General features: G+C 71.4%; 13 protein-coding genes. 7 read left to right on the top strand and 6 right to left on the bottom strand.

Annotated elements, in window-relative coordinates; genetic code table 11:
- Nucleotides 1-398 precede the first annotated feature (398 nt).
- Both ACFYW7_RS03915 and ACFYW7_RS03910 read left to right on the top strand, forming a co-directional pair.
- Nucleotides 399-2,339, top strand: coding sequence for a protease pro-enzyme activation domain-containing protein (locus ACFYW7_RS03915; protein WP_389497490.1), 1,941 nt, complete (start codon nucleotides 399-401; stop codon nucleotides 2,337-2,339).
- Nucleotides 2,340-2,474: 135 nt separating this feature from the next.
- Nucleotides 2,475-4,520 (top strand): NAD(+) synthase, encoded by a 2,046-nt coding sequence (locus ACFYW7_RS03910; protein ID WP_389498559.1) that lies wholly within the window; start codon nucleotides 2,475-2,477, stop codon nucleotides 4,518-4,520.
- A gap of 4 nt (nucleotides 4,521-4,524) precedes the next feature.
- On the opposite strand, the gene ACFYW7_RS03905 is transcribed toward ACFYW7_RS03910, so the two are convergent.
- The gene (locus ACFYW7_RS03905) at nucleotides 4,525-5,748 is read right to left on the bottom strand and encodes an MFS transporter (RefSeq protein WP_389497488.1); all 1,224 of its coding nucleotides are present in this window, start codon (nucleotides 5,746-5,748) and stop codon (nucleotides 4,525-4,527) included.
- Nucleotides 5,749-6,206: 458 nt separating this feature from the next.
- On the opposite strand from ACFYW7_RS03905, the gene ACFYW7_RS03900 reads away from it, so the two are divergent.
- Nucleotides 6,207-7,265, top strand: coding sequence for a hypothetical protein (locus ACFYW7_RS03900; protein WP_389497486.1), 1,059 nt, complete (start codon nucleotides 6,207-6,209; stop codon nucleotides 7,263-7,265).
- 82 nt (nucleotides 7,266-7,347) lie between these two features.
- Here ACFYW7_RS03900 and ACFYW7_RS03895 read toward each other — a convergent pair whose 3' ends face one another.
- From ACFYW7_RS03895 to ACFYW7_RS03885, 3 genes are all read right to left on the bottom strand, one after another.
- Nucleotides 7,348-8,385, bottom strand: coding sequence for an endonuclease/exonuclease/phosphatase family protein (locus tag ACFYW7_RS03895; RefSeq protein WP_389497484.1), 1,038 nt, complete (start codon nucleotides 8,383-8,385; stop codon nucleotides 7,348-7,350).
- Between the two features lie 199 nt (nucleotides 8,386-8,584).
- Nucleotides 8,585-9,205: a TetR/AcrR family transcriptional regulator gene (locus ACFYW7_RS03890; protein ID WP_389497481.1), complete on the bottom strand. Its 621-nt coding sequence runs from the start codon at nucleotides 9,203-9,205 to the stop codon at nucleotides 8,585-8,587.
- Between the two features lie 99 nt (nucleotides 9,206-9,304).
- On the bottom strand, nucleotides 9,305-10,906 hold the full coding sequence (locus ACFYW7_RS03885) for an MFS transporter (RefSeq protein ID WP_389497479.1): 1,602 nt from the start codon (nucleotides 10,904-10,906) through the stop codon (nucleotides 9,305-9,307).
- Nucleotides 10,907-11,144: 238 nt separating this feature from the next.
- Between ACFYW7_RS03885 and panB the strand changes: the two genes are divergently transcribed.
- The 3 genes from panB to ACFYW7_RS03870 all read left to right on the top strand — a co-directional run bounded on the left by panB (nucleotide 11,145) and on the right by ACFYW7_RS03870 (nucleotide 14,245).
- Entirely contained in the window at nucleotides 11,145-12,029 is an 885-nt protein-coding gene (gene panB / locus ACFYW7_RS03880) for a 3-methyl-2-oxobutanoate hydroxymethyltransferase (RefSeq protein WP_389497477.1), read from the top strand.
- Between the two features lie 309 nt (nucleotides 12,030-12,338).
- Nucleotides 12,339-13,373 (top strand): ATP-binding cassette domain-containing protein, encoded by a 1,035-nt coding sequence (locus ACFYW7_RS03875; protein ID WP_389497475.1) that lies wholly within the window; start codon nucleotides 12,339-12,341, stop codon nucleotides 13,371-13,373.
- Nucleotides 13,370-14,245 carry an ABC transporter permease gene (locus ACFYW7_RS03870; protein WP_389497473.1) on the top strand — a complete coding sequence of 292 codons (876 nt, stop codon included), beginning with the start codon at nucleotides 13,370-13,372 and terminating at the stop codon, nucleotides 14,243-14,245. The genes ACFYW7_RS03875 and ACFYW7_RS03870 overlap by 4 nt, the downstream gene beginning before the upstream one ends.
- A 49-nt stretch (nucleotides 14,246-14,294) precedes the next feature.
- On the opposite strand, the gene ACFYW7_RS03865 is transcribed toward ACFYW7_RS03870, so the two are convergent.
- Both ACFYW7_RS03865 and ACFYW7_RS03860 read right to left on the bottom strand, forming a co-directional pair.
- Nucleotides 14,295-17,759: a BTAD domain-containing putative transcriptional regulator gene (locus ACFYW7_RS03865; protein WP_389497471.1), complete on the bottom strand. Its 3,465-nt coding sequence runs from the start codon at nucleotides 17,757-17,759 to the stop codon at nucleotides 14,295-14,297.
- Between the two features lie 14 nt (nucleotides 17,760-17,773).
- Complete coding sequence (locus ACFYW7_RS03860) at nucleotides 17,774-17,932, bottom strand: hypothetical protein (RefSeq protein WP_389497469.1); 159 nt, start codon at nucleotides 17,930-17,932, stop codon at nucleotides 17,774-17,776.
- A 189-nt stretch (nucleotides 17,933-18,121) separates the two neighbouring features.
- Between ACFYW7_RS03860 and ACFYW7_RS03855 the strand changes: the two genes are divergently transcribed.
- Nucleotides 18,122-18,919 (top strand): site-2 protease family protein, encoded by a 798-nt coding sequence (locus ACFYW7_RS03855; protein WP_389497467.1) that lies wholly within the window; start codon nucleotides 18,122-18,124, stop codon nucleotides 18,917-18,919.
- Nucleotides 18,920-18,921: the final 2 nt, after the last annotated feature.

Genomic DNA, 18,921 nt, shown 5'->3' with positions numbered 1-18,921 from the left:
ACGTGGCGCCGCGACCGGCCGGTCGTGGCGCCCGGCGGTGCGAGGACCGGGCGGCGCGGGGACCGGGCGGCGCGCAAAGCAACGGCATTGCGCGGAACCGCAGTTCGGTGTTCGGGACCTGTCCGTCCGCCCAAGAAGGGCGCCCTCCACGAGATCTCGGGACGAGATAGAGGGAAAACCCTCGATTATGGGCAAGGGCCCCCTCCAAACCATCCCAAACGGGCACCGATCGCGGCCACTTGGCGTTTCCTTGGCTTGTTCATTCCCCTGGCATGAACGGTTCATCGCAAGAGTGATCCCCATCCGTGATCCACTCCTCGCACCCTGACGGGGCGTGAGGGTTTCACGTGGGTCACGACCAACCACTACATGCGACGAACCGCATCGCAGGGGGTTCTATGAGATCCAATCGCGCCACCGCGCGCGCCGGAGTGAGCATGGCGGCGACACTGCCCCTGCTCGCCGGCGCGCTGGCGCTCGGCATACCCGCGGCCCACGCCGCGGACGGCCCGAGCCGGGACACCCTCGCGGGCACCAAGCCCGCCTGGGCGACCGCGAAGGCGGACAAGGGAGCGGCGCCCGACAGCTCCCAGGTCTCGGCCCGGGTGTACTTCGCCGGACGGGACGCCAGGGGTCTGGCCTCCTACGCCAGGTCCGTGTCCGACCCGCACTCGGCTTCGTACGGGAAATACCTCAGCGCCAAGAAGGCACAGGCGCGTTTCGGTGCCACCCCGGCCCAGGTCGCGGCCGTGCGCTCGTGGCTGAGGTCGGCCGGCCTGACGGTCGGCGGCACCACGCAGCACTACGTCTCCGTGACCGGTGACGTGGCCGCCGCCGAGAAGGCGTTCGGCACCCAGCTGCACAACTACGGCAAGGGCAAGAAGACTTACCGGGCGCCGTCGAAGGCGGCTTCCGCGCCCGCCGCGCTGAACGGCGCCGTCCTGACCGTCACCGGCCTGGACAACGCCCCGCACAAGGCGCGGCACGCCGATCAACTGCCGCCTCCGGACGCGGTGTTCAAGAACTCCGGGCCGTTCTCCTCGTACTACGGCTCGAACGTCGCGAGCACCCTGCCGGACGCGTACGGAACGAAGATCCCGTACGCCGTTCAGGGCTACACCGGCAAGCAGCTCCGCGCCGCGTACGGGGCGGGCAAGCGCACCGGCAAGAACGTGCGGGTCGCCATCACCGACGCGTACGCCTCGCCGACCATCGCGTTCGACGCGGCCACCTACGCCGCGAAGCACGGCGACGCCAAGTACACCAGCGGTCAGCTGCGTCAGGTGCTGCCCGCCAAGTACACGAAGACCGAGGAGTGCGGGGCGGCCGGCTGGTACGGCGAGGAGACCCTCGACGTCGAGGCCGTGCACGCGGTCGCGCCGGGCGCGAGCATCACGTACGTGGGTGCCGCCTCCTGCTACGACGACGATCTGCTCGACTCGCTGAACAAGATCGTGGACGGTCACCTGGCCGACATCGTCTCCAACTCGTGGGGCGACATCGAGGCCAACCAGACCCCGGACCTCGCGGCCGCCTACGACCAGACCTTCCAGTTCGGCGCGGTCGAGGGCATCGGCTTCTACTTCTCCTCCGGCGACAACGGCGACGAGGTCGCCAACACCGGTACGAAGCAGGTCGACACCCCGGCCAACTCGGCGTGGGTGACGGCGGTCGGCGGCACCTCGCTGGCGGTCGGCAAGGGCGACAAGTACCTGTGGGAGACCGGCTGGGGCACCGAGAAGGCTGCGCTGTCCGAGGACGGCAAGAGCTGGACCGGCTTCCCGGGCGCGTTCACCTCGGGTGCGGGCGGCGGCACGAGCAGGACCGTGGCGGCGCCGTACTACCAGAAGGGTGTCGTCCCGAACGCGCTGGCGAAGGCGAACAACGCGGCGGGCAACCGGGTCGTCCCGGACATCGCGGCGATCGCCGACCCCAACACCGGTTTCAAGGTCGGCCAGACGCAGACCTTCCCGGACGGGACCGAGCAGTACAGCGAGTACCGGATCGGCGGCACCTCGCTGGCCGCGCCGGTGATCGCGGCCGTCCAGGCGCTCGCCCAGGAGGCGCGCGGCGGCAAGGCGATCGGTTTCGCCAACCCGTCGATCTACGCCAAGTCCGGCTCGAAGGCGTACCACGACGTGACCGACACGCCCGGCGGCAAGCACTACGCCGTCGCCCGCGTCGACTTCGCCAACGGCTTCGACGCCGCTGACGGCCTGGCCACCTCGGTCCGCGTCCTCGGGCAGGACAGCTCGCTGAAGGCGGTCAAGGGCTACGACGACGTCACCGGTGTGGGCTCCCCCGCCCCGGGCTACGTCGAGTCGTTCAGCCGTCGCTGACCGGCACCGTACGAACGACGCGCCCGTCTCCCCCGGGGAGGCGGGCGCGTCGCGCGTCCCGGGAGGCGGCCCGCCGGGACACCCCCGCACCCCCCATCGCGTCGCACTGACGATTACACTGGCCGGGTGCCTTCTCTGAACTTCCGGTCGCTCTATCAGCACGGCTTCGCACGCGTCGCCGCCTGTACGGGCCACACCGTCATCGCGGACCCGCTCGCCAACGCCGAGGCGGTCCTGCGCCAGGCGCGCAGGTGCGCCGAGGAGGGCGTCGCCGTCGCCGTCTTCCCGGAGATGGGGCTGTGCGGCTACTCGATCGAGGACCTGCTGCTCCAGGACGCGCTGCTCGACCAGGTCGAGGCGGCGCTCCAGGAGGTGGTGACGGGGTCGGCGGAGCTCCTGCCGGTCCTGGTCGTCGGCGCCCCGCTGCGCCACCGCAACCGGGTCTACAACTGCGCGGTGGTCGTGCACCGGGGCCGGGTCCTCGGGGTCGTGCCCAAGTCGTACCCGCCGAACTACCGGGAGTTCTACGAGCGTCGGCAGATCGCCGCGGGCGACGACGAGCGCGGCGGCACGATCCGGGTCGGCGGTGAGTCCGTGCCGTTCGGCGTGGACCTGCTGTTCGCCGCGGACGACGTGCCGGGCCTGGTGCTGCACGCGGAGATCTGCGAGGACATGTGGGTGCCGGTGCCGCCGAGCGCCGAGGCGGCCCTCGCGGGCGCCACCGTCCTCGCCAACCTCTCCGGCAGCCCGATCACCGTGGGCCGGGCCGAGGACCGCAGGCTGATGAGCCGTTCGGCGTCCTCGCGCTGCATCGCCGCGTACGTCTACGCGGCGGCGGGACTGGGCGAGTCGACCACCGACCTGTCCTGGGACGGCCAGACCATGATCTACGAGAACGGGGCGCTGCTGGCCGAGTCCGAGCGCTTCCCGCTCGACGACCAGTTCGCCGTCGCGGACGTCGACCTCGACCTGCTGCGTCAGGAGCGGAGCCGGACGGGCAGCTTCGACGACAACCGGCGTACCCACACCACCCGCACCGCCGATTTCCGCACGGTGTCGTTCCCGCTCGACCCGCCGACCGGGGACCTGGGCCTGCGCCGCCGTGTCGAGCGCTTCCCGTTCGTGCCCGCGGACCCCGACCGGCTCGCCCAGGACTGCTACGAGGCCTACAACATCCAGGTCGCGGGGCTCCAGCAGCGGCTCGCGGCGATCGGCGGCCCGAAGGTGGTCATCGGGGTGTCCGGCGGTCTCGACTCCACGCACGCGCTGATCGTCGCCGCCCGCGCGATGGACCGGGCGGGCCGCCCCCGCAGCGACATCCTCGCCTTCACCCTGCCGGGCTTCGCGACCAGCGACCACACCAAGGGCAACGCGCACGAGTTGATGCGTTCCCTCGGCGTCACCGCGGCCGAGCTGGACATCACGCCGACCGCCCGGCTGATGCTGAAGGAGATGGAGCACCCCTTCGCCTCCGGCGAGCCGGTGTACGACGTCACCTTCGAGAACGTGCAGGCGGGTCTGCGCACCGACTACCTCTTCCGGCTCGCCAACCAGCGCGGCGGCATCGTGCTCGGCACCGGTGACCTCTCGGAGCTGGCGCTCGGCTGGTCCACGTACGGCGTGGGCGACCAGATGAGTCACTACAACGTCAACTCGGGCGTGCCGAAGACGCTGATCCAGCATCTGATCCGCTGGGTCATCGCCAGCCGGCAGTTCGGCGAGGACACCGACCGGACGCTCGCCGCGATCCTCGACACCGAGATCAGCCCCGAGCTGGTCCCGGGCGAGGAGATGCAGTCCACCGAGTCGAAGATCGGCCCGTACGCGCTGCACGACTTCACCCTCTTCCACGTGCTGCGCTACGGCTTCCGGCCGTCGAAGATCGCCTTCCTGGCCTGGCACGCGTGGCACGAGGCGGACGGCGGCGCCTGGCCGCCCGGCTTCCCGGAGGCCGAGCGGGTGGCGTACGACCTGCCCGAGATCCGGCGCTGGCTGGAGGTGTTCTGCCGCCGCTTCTTCGGGTTCGCGCAGTTCAAGCGCTCGGCCATGCCGAACGGGCCGAAGGTCTCGGCAGGCGGTTCGCTCTCGCCGCGCGGCGACTGGCGCGCGCCGTCCGACAGTTCGTCCCGCACCTGGCTGCGCGACCTGGCCCGCTTCGACGTCCCGGAGCCGAAGGACTGACCCTTCAACGGCGCAGCGCCTTCGGCCGGTCGGGGACGTGGCCGGCGATCAGGCGGCCGGTGGTGACCGTTTCGACGGCGGCGCGGCGGCGGTCGACCGCGTGGGCCGTCGCGGCGACGGCCAGGCCGAGCACGGCGAGGGCGGCTCCGGCGAGCGCCGGGGAGGTGGCTCCGAAGCCCGCCGCCAGGGCGAGCCCGCCGATCCACGCGCCTCCCGCGTTGGCGAGGTTGAACGCGGCCTGGTTGGCGGAGGACGCCAGGGAGGGGGCGGCGGAGGCCTTCTCCATGACCATCAGCTGGAGGGGCGAGCCGGTGACGAAGGCGGCCGTGCCGAGGAGGACGACCGCGACGGCGGCGCTCCACTGGGCGCTCATGAGGGCCGGGAACAGCGCGAGGACGGCGATCAGGGACAGCAGTCCGCCGAAGAGGGTGCCGCGCAGGGAGTGGTCCGCGAGGCGTCCGCCGAGCAGGTTGCCCACCGTCGCGCCGACCCCGAAGAGCGCCAGCAGCAGCGTCACACTGCCCTCGGCGTACCCGGCGGCGTCCGTGAGCATGGGCGCGATGTAGCTGTACGCGGAGAAGAGCGCCCCGAAGCCCGCGACCGTCGTACCGAGGGCGAGCCAGACGGGCAGCGAGCGCAGGGCGGCCAGTTCGCCGCGCAGGCCCGCGGAGGGGGCGTTCGCGGGTGTGCGCGGGATCAGCAGGAACAACGAGGCGATCGCGACCAGGCCGATCGCGCTCACCCCGAGGAACGCGGCCCGCCAGCCCAGGTGCTGCCCGACGAGGGTGGCCGCCGGGACACCGGCGATGTTCGCGACGGTCAGTCCGAGGAACATCAGCGACACGGAGCGGGCCTTGCGCTCCGGGGCGACCAGGCCGGTGGCGACGACGGCGCCGACGCCGAAGAAGGCGCCGTGCGGCAGACCGCTCAGGAAGCGGGCGGCGAGCAGCCAGTGCTCGCCGGGGGCGAGGGCGGAGAGCGCGTTGCCCGCCACGAAGAGGCCCATCAGGGCGACGAGGACCGTACGGCGGGACATCCGGGCGGTGGCCGCCGCGAGCAGCGGGGCGCCGATGACGACGCCGAGCGCGTACGCGGAGACCAGGTGTCCGGCGGCCGGGATGGATATGCGCAGGTCGTCCGCGACGTCGGGCAGCAGGCCCATCATGGCGAACTCGGTGGTGCCGATGCCGAAGGCGCCCACGGCGAGGGCGAGCAGGGCCAGAGGCATGAGGAGCCTTTCCGAGAAGCGGGGCGGGTGGAGACGCCCGGGGACGAGCGGAACCCCGTGCGGAGCGGGCGGGAACGCTCGCGTGCCCGGACGCGCCCGCGCACGGCGATGTGCGCGGTTCACGGGTCGATCAAACATTAAGTTCAGCTGCTAAACAAATCACGCCCCGGCCGATGTTCCCGCCCGCGGGCCCGGTTCCCGCCCGCGGGCGGACTGCCGCCACGACCGGCCGCACAGGGCCGGACGCCTCCCACCGGCCCGCGAGCCCTCCGGCGCTCGAGTGAGGATCGGCACAGCGGCTCATCAATGTCGATTTAGCGATTCACGGATAAAATTCCCGGGTGAGCGGCACCGTCCGCCGATACCCCCTCCCCGTCCTGGAGTAACTGGTTTTGTTCCGAGCGCAGAAATCACCGGCGAAGTTCCTGTCCGGCTCCCGTCCCGTCTCTCGCAGATCGGTGTTGTCCCTGATCTCCGCCGTCCCCCTGCTGGCCGCGGCGCAACGCCTTCCCGGCGGCGGCAAGGGCGACGTGCTCGTCAAGGACCACCCCACGCTCCAGCGGGCGGCCGACGCCGCCGCGGGCAAGCGTCTGGTCTTCCCGGCGGGACGGACGTACACGGTCACCTCGCTGTCGATTCCCGCCGGCTGCCACGTCGAGGGCAACGGTTCGACCTTGCGGTTCCCGGACAACTCCACGAGATCCACCACCCACAGCGACGAGATCCTGACCGTGCGTGGATCAGGCGTCACGATCGAGAATCTCAACTTCGACGGACGCGCGTCGAAGCAGGGTGCCACCTGGTCCCAGTACCGGCACTGCGTGAGAATCCAGGGGAACCTCAGCGGCGTCGTCGTCAAGAACTGCAAGTTCGGCGACATCATCGGCGACGGTGTCTACGTCAACCTCGGAAGTTCCGGCAAGAACTGCGTCATCGGGCCGGACAACACGTTCACGTCCGACCATTTCAATCGGAACGGTGTCTCCGTCGTCAGCGGCACCCAGATCGAGGTGCACCACAACCGGTTCGTCAACTGTTCGCGCTCCGGAATGCCCGGGCCCATCGACCTCGAACCCAATTCGTCCGCGGAGACCCTCTCCGACGTGTTCATCCACCACAACACGATCGTCGGCGGTTCCGAGAGCGGCACGGGCACCTTGCCGGCCATCGTGTACAGCGGCTTCCAGAACGCGGCGGCCGACAACATCAACATCCGCGACAACGACATCAGCGGAACCCGGTTCACGGACGGCATCCTGATCATCGGCATCAGTGGCGGCCCGTTCAACGCGGCGAAGAATCTGAACGTCTACGACAACCACATCCACGACATCGGCAGCGCCAACAGGTTCGGTGTGGGCATCAACCACTACATCGGCGCGAACGTGTACGGCAACACGTTCAACGGCATGCAGTGGGCCATCTACAACTACAAGGGCGCGCTCGGCGTTTCGGCCGGCAACACCTTCATCGGAGTGGCGGCGGACATCACGAACGACGATCCGCACCTCGCGTAGCCGAGGAAATGGTGACGACCCCGGCCGGGTCACCCGACGGAGCAGAGGATGTCGGTCGATCCGGCGGGGTTCGTCGGTACGGTCAAGAAGCGGTTGCGTCCAGCCTGACGCGGGCCGCGATCGGGAGATGGTCGCTGCCGGTCGCGGGCAGGGTCCACGAGGCCACCGGCTCGACGCCCTTGACCATGATCTGGTCGATCCGGGCCATCGGGAACGACGCGGGCCAGCTGAAGCCGAAGCCGCTGCCCGCCGCGCCCTGTGTGGAGCGCATCTGCGCGGTGACGGCGTTGAGCGCCCGGTCGTTCATCGTGCCGTTGAGGTCACCGAGCAGGACGACCTGCCCGATGGGCTCGTCGACGATCGCCTCGCCCAGCGCGTCCGCGCTCTTGTCGCGCTGCCGGGCGGTGAAACCGGCCTTCATCTTCACCCGTACCGAGGGCAGATGGGCCACGTAGACCGCGACCCGGCCGTCCGGCGCCGACACGGTCGCCCGCATGGCGCGTGTCCAGCCCAGCTTGATGTCCACCGGCTTGGTGGCGCTGAGCGGGTACTTGCTCCACAGCCCGACGGTCCCCTGCACCGAGTGGTACTTGTACGTCGACGCCAGCGCCCGCTCGTACACCGGAACCGCCGAGGCCGTCAGTTCCTCCAGGGCCACCACGTCGGCCCCGGAGGCGGCCACGTCGACGGCGGTGCCGGACGGGTCCGGGTTGTCCGCGTTGACGTTGTGGGTGGCGACGGTCAGATCGCCGCCGGTGCCGGTCTTGTCGGTGAGCAGTCCACCGAAGAGGTTCAGCCAGACCGCGCCGGTCAGCAGCACGGCGATCAGCGCGACGGCGGACCGCCGTACGAAGGCGAGCACCAGCAGGACCGGGATGAACACGCCGATCCAGGGCAGGAACGTCTCCGTGAGGCTGCCGAGGTTGCCGACGCGGTTCGGGATCTGCGCGTGCGTCAGCATCACCAGGGCGAGCAGGAGCGCGAGGGCGGCGAGGATCAGTCCGCGGCGCCAGATCCCGCGGTCGCCTCGCCAGCGGTCGAGCAGGCGCCGAAGCCGGGGCTGTCTGCGGTCCGGCTCCTTGCCGTCGCTGCCCGTCTCCGTCATATACGCCTGCGCCATACCGTCGCCTCACAAAATGCCGTGCGCACCGTCCACCCCGCACGTACGACCCTAGGGGATGTTCGGTGTCGTTCTCGCCGTCCTGGACGGCCGTACAGGCAAGGGGACGTCCAACTCCCGGCCCGGAGTTCCGGGCAGGGGCACGCGATGTGCCCTCTGTGACGAAACGCGCACATTCACCCCGTCAGAAACCGGCGCGTCAGGGCCGGGCGGGGCGCAGGCCCTCCAGCAGCGTGTCGACGATCTGCCCGGCGAGGTCCTCGGGAAGGTCGCCGTCGGGGCGCATGATGCTCCGGAAGAGCATCGGACCGACGAACATGTCGTTGAGCAGCTCGATGTCGACGTCGCAGCGGAGTTCGCCGTTCTCCTGCCCGCGGCGCAGCACCTCGTAGCCCAGTTGGCGTCGCGGGGCGATGACCGTGGCGTCGTACGCGGCCCACAGTTTGGGGCTGCTCTTCATCTGCGCGTACACGTTGTGCAGGATCGCCGACGAGCGGCTGACCAGGCCGCGCCGGCGCAGCGTCTCCAGCAGGACGACGAGGTCGTCGCGCATGGAGACGCCGGGGAGTTCGGGGTCCGGGGGCTCGGCGGCGCGCAGCACGTCGACGAAGAGTTCGTCCTTGCCGCTCCAGCGGCGGTAGATGGTCGCCTTGCCTACGCCGGCGGTGCGGGCGAGCCGCTCGATGGAGATGTCCGCGAGCGGGACGCCTTCCTCCAGGAGCTTCATCACGCCCTCGATGATGGCGCGCTCCACGGCCTCGCTCCGGGGACGTCCCCGGGCCGGGCACCCCTGCCTGTCGCGGCTGTCGGCGAGGCTCACGTCGAACTCCGTTCCCTTCGTTGACCTGACGCCATTCTCCCTGGTGCACGGCGACGGCGGGCACCCGGTGAGGGGTGCCCGCGGTCCCGGACGCCCCCCTCAGTCCTGTCCGAGGTCCGCGGTCACCAGTTCCGCCTCCTCCTGGTCCTCGCGCGGGGCCGCCGGACGGCCCGGCAGGAACAGGGCGACGACCACCGCGCCGATGACCGCGACGCCCGCGCCGCACAGGGCGGTGACGTGCATGGCGTGCAGGAACGCGTCGTTCGCCGGGGTGACGAGCGCCTTGCCCTGCGGGCCGAGCTTGGCGGCGACACCGAGGGTGGCCTCGATGGACTCGCCCGCGGTGTGCCGCAGGGGCGCCGGGACGATGTCCAGGTTGTCCTCGATGCCGTTGCGGTAGGCCGTGGAGAGGACGGAACCGAGGACCGCGATGCCGAGGGCGCCGCCGACCTGGCGGAAGGTGTTGCTGAGCGCGGACGCGGAGCCCGCCTTCTCGCGGGGCAGCGCCTGCATGATGACGACGCTGGTCGGGGTCATGATGTGCGCCATGCCGGTGCCCATGAGGAAGAAGATGACCTCGAGGAGCCAGATGGGCGTGTCGGCCTCCAGCGTCGCGAACGCGGCCAGTGTCCCGGCGATGATCACGAGACCCGCCGTGCAGGTGGCGCGGTTGCCGAAGCGGTCGACGACCAGCCGGGCGCGCGGCGCGAAGATGATCTGGGCGACGGCCAGGGGCAGCATCAGCAGGCCGGTCTGCAGCGCCGAGTAGCCGCGCACGCTCTGGGTGTAGAAGACGGAGAAGAAGGTCACGCCCATCAGCGCGAAGAAGACCAGCGCGATGGCCGACATCGCGGCCGAGAAGACCTTGTTCTGGAAATACGTGACGTCGATGGACGGGTGGTCGCTGCGCTTCTCGAACCACACGAAGCCGATGAGGACGAGGAGACCGGCACCGACCGTCGCGAGGACCTTCGGGTCGGTGAAGTCGGCGAGCTGACCGCCCTTGATGATGCCGTAGACGAGCAGGACCAGGCCGATGACCGAGAGGACGACGCCGACCGGGTCGAGGCGGCCCGGGTTCGGGTCGCGCGAGTCGGGGACCAGCCAGATCATCAGGGCGATCGCGAGCAGCACGATCGGCACGTTGATGAGGAAGACCGAGCCCCACCAGAAGTGGTCGAGCAGGAGGCCGCCGGTGATCGGGCCGATCGCGATGGCGAGGCCGACGCCGCCGGCCCAGATGCCGATGGCCTTGGGCTGCTCGTCGCGCTCGAAGACGTTCATGAGGACGGCGAGGGTGGCGGGCATGACGAAGGCCGCGCCGAGACCCATCACCGCGCGGAACACGATGAGCTGGACCGGCGAGCCGGACTCGGCGGCCAGCGCGGACCCGATGCCGAACACGGCGAGACCGCCGAGCAGCACCTTCTTGCGGCCGAGCCGGTCACCGAGGAGACCCGCGGTGAACAGGAGCCCGGCGAAGACGAGGGTGTAGGCGTTGATCGCCCACTCCAGCTCGCTCTGGGTGGCGCCGAGGCCGGTGGGCGCCGGGGTCGAGATGGTCTTGATGGCGACGTTCAGGATGGAGTTGTCGAGCACCACGATCAGCAGGCTCAGCATGAGCACGCCGAGGATCGCCCAGCGGCGCCGGTGCACCGCCTCGGGCACGCGTCGGACGGACGACGGAGCGGAAGTTGTCATGACGACCACCCTAGAAGCTATTCGATACGGAACCGTCTCGTATCGGAAATGCTTTACGCAGAACTTACGAAGGGACCTGGGTCTCCGGTCGCGGAGAGGTGCGCCGGGTGGCGGGCGTGGCGAGGGCGACACGGCGGTCACCGGGCCCGGTCTAGCCGCGCCGGATACGAGGTGCCACCATGGAGGTGATCCGGGGACGCCGTGAGGGCGCCTCGAGATGACAGAAGGAGCCGTTGCGATGACGCAGCTTCCGGCTGCCCCGAAGCAGCCTGCCGAGGGTGGCCTCAAGGTCACCGACAGCAAGGCGCTCTACGGGGGCAAGAGCACCCGCCGCATCACGGTGCGGGACATCACCGCCGCCAAGGAGCGCGGCGAGAAGTGGCCCATGCTCACCGCCTACGACGCGATGACCGCGTCCGTCTTCGACGAGGCCGGCATCCCGGTCATGCTCGTCGGCGACTCGGCGGGCAACTGCCACCTGGGCTACGAGACGACCGTCCCCGTCACCATGGACGAGATGACCATGCTGTCCGCCGCGGTGGTCCGGGGCACCAGCCGCGCGCTGATCGTCGGCGACCTGCCCTTCGGGTCCTACCAGGAGGGTCCGGTGCAGGCGCTGCGCTCGGCCACCCGCCTGGTCAAGGAGGCCGGGGTGGGCGCGGTGAAGCTGGAGGGCGGCGAGCGCTCGCACCGCCAGATCGAGCTGCTGGTCGAGTCCGGCATCCCGGTGATGGCGCACATCGGCCTCACCCCGCAGTCCGTGAACTCCATGGGCTACCGCGTCCAGGGCCGGGGCGAGGAGGCCGCGCAGCAGTTGCTGCGCGACGCCAAGGCGGTCCAGGACGCGGGCGCCTTCGCCGTCGTGCTCGAACTGGTCCCGGCGGAGCTCGCCGCCGAGGTCACGCGCGTCCTGCACATCCCGACCGTCGGCATCGGCGCCGGCCCGGAGACCGACGCGCAGGTCCTGGTGTGGACCGACATGCTCGGACTGACCGGCGGCAAGGTGCCGAAGTTCGTCAAGCAGTACGCCGATCTGCGCCGGGTCATGGGCGACGCCGCGAAGGCGTTCGCCGACGACGTGGTCGGCGGGACGTTCCCGCTGGAGGAGCACTCCGTCCACTGACGCCTCGCCTCCGCCGGGCCTCTGCGGCCACCGGGACTGCCCCGGCACCAACGAGGACCCCTGAACCACTGCGGCACCAGGACAACCCGCCGATCTTCCCCCGTCGGCGGGTTGTCGCCGTTCCACGCCCCGACCGCTCCCCGCGCCCCGCCGCCCGCCCTCGGCACGGCGGCCCGCTCGCCCTGCCGCTCTTCTCCCCGCCGCCTTTCTCGTCCCTGTCGGCCGACCGTCGGCGACCTGTCGGCAGCGGCTCGGGGGTGTAGGCGGCCTGTCGGTCGTTTGTCGGTGGCGGCTGACACCTTGATGGACATGACGCGAATCGACAACACGCTCCGACGAGCTGCGACCGGCCGCAGCGCCGTCACCGTACGGGGGCTGGTCAAGCACTACGGCAAGACCAAGGCACTGGACGGGGTCGACCTGGATGTGCGCGAGGGCACCGTCCTCGGTGTACTGGGCCCCAACGGCGCCGGCAAGACCACCCTCGTCCGCTGCCTGTCCACGCTGGTCACCCCCGACGCCGGACAGGCCACGGTCGCCGGCTACGACGTGCTGAAGCAGCCCCGCCAGCTGCGCCGGGTGATAGGGCTCACCGGCCAGTACGCCTCGGTCGACGAGAAGCTCCCCGGCTGGGAGAACCTCTACATGATCGGGCGGCTGCTCGACCTGCCCCGCAAGGACGCCCGCCTCCGGGCCGACGAACTCCTGGAGCGCTTCTCCCTCACCGAGGCCGCCAAGCGCCCGGCTTCGACGTACTCCGGCGGTATGCGCCGCCGGCTGGACCTGGCCGCCTCGATGATCGGCAGCCCGGCCGTGCTGTACCTGGACGAGCCGACGACCGGCCTCGACCCGCGCACCCGCAACGAGGTGTGGCTGGAGGTCAAGCGCATGGTCGCCGACGGCGTCACCGTGCTGCTCACCACCCAGTACATGGAGGAGGCCGAGCAGCTGGCCTCCGAACTCACCGTCATCGACCGCGGCAAGGTCATCGCGAGCGGCCGGATCGACGAGCTGAAGGCGCGGGTCGGCGGCCGTACGCTGCGCATCCGCCCGGCCGACCCGCTGGAACTGCGCCCGCTGGCCGCCATGTTCGACGAGCTGGGCCTCACCGGCCTCGCCACCACGATCGTGGACACCGAGACCGACAGCGTGCTGGTCCCGATCCTCAGCGACGAGCAACTCACCGCCGTGGTCGGCGCGGTGACCGCGCGTGGCATCACGATCGGCTCCATCTCCACCGAACTGCCCAGTCTGGACGAGGTGTTCCTGTCCCTCACCGGCCACAAGGCCAGTGCCCCGCAGGACGAGACCTCCGCCCACGCCTACGAGGAGGTCTCCGCATGAGCGCCAACCCGTCGCCCACCGCCACTCTCGCGAAGAACGACTCCGCCGACCTCCCGCCGGTCACCGAAGCCCCCGTCGCCCCGCAGGGGGACGCGCGGATCTCGCCCCGTGCGCACGCCCGCCACATCGGCGCACTGGTCCGCCGCAACCTGCTCTGGATCCGCCAGGACCCGGAGTCCATGTTCGACGCGGTCCTGATGCCGGTCGTCTTCACCCTGCTGTTCGTCTACGTCTTCGGCGGGTCCATCGGGCAGTCGCTCGGCGGCGGCCAGCAGGAGTACGTGCAGTACGTGGTGCCCGGCCTGATGGCCATGATGGGCATGAACATCGCCACGGCCGTCGGGACCGGCTTCAACGAGGACTTCCAGAAGGGGGTGATGGACCGCTTCCGCACCCTGCCGATCGGCCAGGGCTCCGTGCTCTTCGCCAAGATCGTGGTGGAGTTGATGAGGATGCTCGTCGCCACGACCATCCTCATGATCGTCGGCGTGCTGGTCGGCTTCGACATCGAGAGCTGGACGGGTCTGTTCGCGGCCGTCGGACTGGCCACCCTCTTCGGCTCGGCCCTGATGTGGATCTTCCTGGTCCTCGGCGTGACGATGAAGAACGCCCAGTCCGTGCAGGCGATGGGCTTCCTCGTCCTGATGCCCCTGCAGTTCGGTTCGTCGATCTTCTCCCCGACCGGCACCATGCCCGGCTGGCTGCAGAACTTCACCGACTACAACCCGCTGTCCGCGCTCGCGGACGCCTCGCGCGGCCTGATGGTGGGGGGCCCGGTCGCCCACGACCTGTGGGTGACCCTGGGCTGGACCGCGGTGCTCACGTTGGTGATGGCGCCCATCGCCATCCACAAGTTCCGCACCAAGAGCTGAAGTCCCAGGGGGCCGGCCGCACGGCCCGGCCCCCGGTTCGCGTCGCGTCTCAGATGAGGGCGGCGGCCTCCTCCGCGGAGAGGCCGCCGCCCTCCGCGTACGCCGCCTCGAACGCCGCGTCGTCGAGCACGGCCCGCACGCCCGCCTCGGCCCGCCTGCGCACCTCGACCTCCATGGGACCGGCGAAGTGACCCGGCGGCAGCAGGCCGTCGGCCGCCCCCAGGAGCCGGGCCGCGTCACGGACACGGCGGCCGCCGTCCAGCCGGGCGAGGGCGATGGCGGCGGTGGTCAGATGGGCCGAGGTCATGTGCGGCGCGATCATCCTCAGGAACGGGTCGGAGGACTTCTCCAGCGCCTGGGACGCCTTGTCCAGCGCGCTCTCGTCGTATCCCTCGATCGCGTCCAGCCAGGCCTCGACGCCGACGATGAACCCGTCGAAGGCGATGAAGGAGCCGTTCCCGAAATCCCTGCGGAGCAGGTGCAACTGCTCCCGGGCCTCGGCGATCCGGTCGCTGCGGCCGAGCCAGGTCGTGAGGAAGAGCCGGGCCGCGGGCATGGCCTCGTTGTGGGCTCCGTGCCCGTCCGCCAGGACGTCGCGCAGCATCCGCTCGCCCCGCTCCGGCTCCCCCAGCTCGATGTACATGCCGCCGAGCCGGACCTCGAGCACCGCCGTCTGGGCCCGCGCGCCCAGCCGCTCGGCGTACTTCCCCGCTTCCGCGTAGTCCGCCGCGGCGGCCCGGTAGTCACCCTTGCTCTCATGGGCCTCGCCGCGCGCGGAGAGCGACTCGGCGGCGCCCCAGGCGTCACCGATCCGGACGAACAGCTCCAGTGCCTCGTCGGCGTCCGCGGTGGCGCTGGACGCGCTGTCGGCGTGGTTGGCGAGGACGTTGGCGCGCATCTGGAGGGCCATCGCCAGTTCCCAGGTGTAGCCGAGTTCCCGGCAGGTGCTGACCGTCTTGTTGATCACCTCGGTGAACCGCTCCATCGAACCGGTGAGCAGCACGGCGTAGAACCAGAGGTAACCGGGGGTGCGGCAGGTCTGCGGCAGGCCCGGCTCGTAGGTCTCGCTGATGATGCGGAGCTTCTCCTGCGCCTGCGGGGTCTGCCAGGCCCCCATGTCCATGTCCATGTAGGCGAGATGGACGAGGTGGACGCTGCGCCAGGCCTCCTCGAGGACCTCGGGGCGCATGGGCGGCGGGGCGTCCGTGCAGCGCTCGTACAGCGGGGCGACCCGGCGCGCGGGCGGCAGGAAGGGGTCGGGGCCGAGGGCCATCACCTCACGGCACCAGGCACGGGCGTCGATGCGCTGGTCGCGGATCTGCCAGTACCAGGTCATCGAGAGGACCATGCACAGCGCCTCCTGCTCGTCGCGCTCGGCGACCGCGTGGCGCAGGGCGGTGCGCAGGTTCTCGTACTCGCGCTCGATGAGGTCGATCGCGGAACGCTGCTCGGGGCCGCGCAGCAAGGGGTCGGTGGTGCGGGCGAGTTCGCGGTAGTGGGTGAGGTGGGCGCGCTCGGCGGCGGGCCGGCCGCCGGACTCCTCGAGGCGCTCGCCCGCGTACTCGGCGACGGTCTCCAGGAGCCGGTAGCGCATCTCGCCCTCGCCCGAAGGGGCCGCGACGACAAGGGACTTGTCGACGAGCGAGCCGAGGACGTCCAGGGCGGCCGGGCCGCAGACCGCCTCGGCCGCGGCGAGGTCGCAGCCGCCCGCGAAGACGGACAGCCGCCGCAGGACGTCCCGTTCGGTCATGTCGAGCAGGTCCCAGGACCAGTCGACGACCGCGCGCAGGGTCTGCTGGCGGGGCAGCACGGTGCGACTGCCCGAGGTCAGCAGCCGGAAGCGGTCGTCGAGCCGGTCGGCGATCTGTCGCGGGGTGAGCATCCGCAGGCGGGCGGCGGCGAGTTCGATGGCGAGCGGGAGGCCGTCGAGCCGCCGGCAGATCTCCGCGGCGGCCTCGGGGTCGTCCTCGGCGCGGAAGCCGGGCCTGGCCGCCGCTCCCCGCTCGGAGAGCAGCCGCAGCGCGACGGGCTCCGGCAGCGGGTCCACGGGACGCAGCAACTCCCCCGGTACGCCGAGGGGTTCACGGCTGGTGGCGAGAACGGTCAGGCCCGGGCAGCGCTCCAGCAAGGCCTCGGCGAGGTGCGCGGCGGCGTCGACGACATGCTCGCAGTTGTCGAGGACGATCAGCATGCGGCGCTTGGCGCAGTGTTCGGCGAGCCGGACGAGCGGGTCGTCGTGGCGTTCGGACACGGCCCGCATCTCCTCGGCGCCGGCTCCGCGCAGCACGGTCTCCCGGGCGCCGACCGCGGTCAGCACGGCCTCGGCCACGGCCTTCGGGTCGTCCACCGGGGCCAGTTCGGCCAGCCACACCCCGTCCCGCAGGGTGGGGGCCAGGGCCTCGGCGACCTCCTGCGACAACCGCGTCTTGCCCGCCCCGCCGGGCCCGAGCAGCGTCACGAGCCGGGCTCCCGCGAGATCGCCCCGGATGGCATCGATGTCGGTCTCCCGTCCCACGAAGGACGTGAGCCGGGCGCGGAGGTTGCCGGGCGAGGCGGACGCGGCGCGGTCCCGGTGGGCGGACGCCGGGCCCGGGACGGCGCGGGCGGCCTCGCCTTCGGCGGGGAGTGCCGGGGCCGGGTGCCCGGCCGCCGCGACCGGACGACCGGCGCCGGGTGCGGGACGGTCGGGGCCCGGGGCGGTGCCGGCCGCCCCGGGCCCCGCGGCCGCGGCGTCGGGCACGTGAACGGGCGCGGAGCCGGCACCGGACGCCGGTCCGAAGGCCGGGGCAGGGGCCAGCAACTCCGCGTGCAGGGCGCGCAGTTCCGGCCCCGGGTCCGAGCCCAGGCGGTCCGCGAGGAGGGAGCGTACGGATTCGTAGGCGGCCAGTGCCTCGGCGGACCGGCCCGCGTCGCGCAGGGCCCGCAGCCGCAGGACGTGCATCGGCTCGTCGAGCGGATACAGGTCGCACAGGGCGGTGAGCTCGGGCAGCGCCTGTTCGGCCTGGCCGAGGACGAGGGCCGCGGTCAGGCGGGCGCGGCGGACGTCGAGACGGCGGGTCTCCCAGCGGGCCGACTCCGCGGCGCGGTCCGGGAGGTCGGCGAGGGCCGGTCCGTGCCACAGGGCGAGGGCGTCCTCCAGCGCGACGGCCGCCTTGGCCGCGTCGCCGTCGGCGAGGGCGCGCACGCCCTCCCCCGCGAGCCGCTCGAAGCGGTGCAGGTCCACGTCGTCGGACGACGCCGCCAGCCGGTACCCGCCGTCCACCGAATCCACCGCGTCCGCCCCGAGCGCCCTGCGCAGTCGCCCGACCAGCGCCTGCAGCGCGCCGGGCGCGTCCGCGGGAGGATCTCCGTCCCACACCTCGTCGACCAGGACGGCCGCGGAGACGGTCCGTCCGGGCCGCAGCGCGAGGACGGTCAACAGGGCGCGCAGCCGCGCCCCGCCGACCGGGACGGGCGTGCCGTCGGGGCGGACTGCCTGGGTGGTACCGAGGATGCGATAGCGCACGGGGTCCATTGTCTCTGCTGACGTCAGGTGCGGGGATCGGGTGTGCCGAGTTCGGCGGGGACCGGCCCCCGGCCGGGGCCGGGCCGTTCGGGGCCGCCGTCCACGGCCTCCGACGGCCGCGACGCGGGCGTCGGTTCCCGGCCGCGCGAGCCGGGCGGGATCCCGGCGAAGTCCTGGTGCACCCGGTGGATCGTACGGACCGTGCCGGTGGTGCCGGGCCACCGGGCACCGCCCTGTCGCGCGACCCCGCCGTCGGCCGCCCCCAGCCTCGCGGAACCAATGCCCGTTGGCGAGACGTTTTCCGCGTGGGCCCGGTACGGTCGGGCAGGCCCGCGCACACGGGCATCGGTCCAGCGAGTCCAGGGAGCCCCATGACCACCGCCGCGACACGCCGCAGCGACCGGAGGATCAGCCCCGTCTTCGTCGGGATCGTGGCCGTCACGGCGGTGACCGGCTGGGCGGCCTGGACCGGGTTCGCCGAGCAGCCCGGTGTGGCCGTCTTCCTGTTCGTGACCGCGGCCTGGGTCGTCTCACTCTGCCTGCACGAGTACGCGCACGCCCGCACCGCGTTGCACAGCGGGGACATCTCGGTCGGCGCCAAGGGCTACCTGACCCTGAACCCTCTGAAGTACACCCACGCCCTGCTGAGCATCGTGCTGCCGGTGATCTTCGTCATCATGGGCGGCATCGGGCTGCCGGGCGGCGCGGTCTTCATCGAGCGGGGCCGTATCCAGGGCCGCTGGAAGCACAGCCTGATCTCGGCGGCCGGCCCGCTGACGAACGTCCTGTTCGCCGTCGTGTGCACGGCGCCGTTCTGGCTGCACGCCCTGGACGGCGTCCCCGACGCCTTCCGCTACGCGCTGGCGTTCCTCGCGCTGCTCCAGGTCACCGCCGCGCTCCTGAACTCCCTGCCGGTCCCGGGCCTGGACGGCTACGGCGTGATCGAGCCCTGGCTGTCGTACGGCGTGCGCCGTCAGGTCGAGCCCTTCGCGCCGTTCGGTCTGCTCGCGGTGTTCGCGGTGCTGTGGATCCCGTCGGTGAACCGCGAGTTCTTCGACCTCATCGACACCCTCCTGAGCGGCCTCGGCATCAGCCAGGGCGACGCCGACTGCGGACAGTGGCTCTACCGCTTCTGGCAGGAGAACAACGACATCTGCCTGAAGGCCTGACC

The sequence above is a fragment of the Streptomyces sp. NPDC002580 genome, from assembly GCF_042889485.1.
GTDB lineage: Bacteria > Actinomycetota > Actinomycetes > Streptomycetales > Streptomycetaceae > Streptomyces.
This window is presented reverse-complemented; position numbering and strand designations above follow the sequence as displayed.

Bases quoted from the DNA above. Each gene is read 5' to 3' on its own strand.
- ACFYW7_RS03855 (WP_389497467.1), top strand. From the start codon at position 18,122: ATGACCACCGCCGCGACACGCCGCAGCGACCGGAGGATCAGCCCCGTC.
- ACFYW7_RS03885 (WP_389497479.1), bottom strand. From the start codon at position 10,906: ATGACAACTTCCGCTCCGTCGTCCGTCCGACGCGTGCCCGAGGCGGTG.
- ACFYW7_RS03870 (WP_389497473.1), top strand. From the start codon at position 13,370: ATGAGCGCCAACCCGTCGCCCACCGCCACTCTCGCGAAGAACGACTCC.
- ACFYW7_RS03895 (WP_389497484.1), bottom strand. From the start codon at position 8,385: ATGGCGCAGGCGTATATGACGGAGACGGGCAGCGACGGCAAGGAGCCG.
- ACFYW7_RS03915 (WP_389497490.1), top strand. From the start codon at position 399: ATGAGATCCAATCGCGCCACCGCGCGCGCCGGAGTGAGCATGGCGGCG.
- ACFYW7_RS03865 (WP_389497471.1), bottom strand. From the start codon at position 17,759: ATGGACCCCGTGCGCTATCGCATCCTCGGTACCACCCAGGCAGTCCGC.
- ACFYW7_RS03875 (WP_389497475.1), top strand. From the start codon at position 12,339: ATGACGCGAATCGACAACACGCTCCGACGAGCTGCGACCGGCCGCAGC.
- ACFYW7_RS03905 (WP_389497488.1), bottom strand. From the start codon at position 5,748: ATGCCTCTGGCCCTGCTCGCCCTCGCCGTGGGCGCCTTCGGCATCGGC.
- panB (WP_389497477.1), top strand. From the start codon at position 11,145: ATGACGCAGCTTCCGGCTGCCCCGAAGCAGCCTGCCGAGGGTGGCCTC.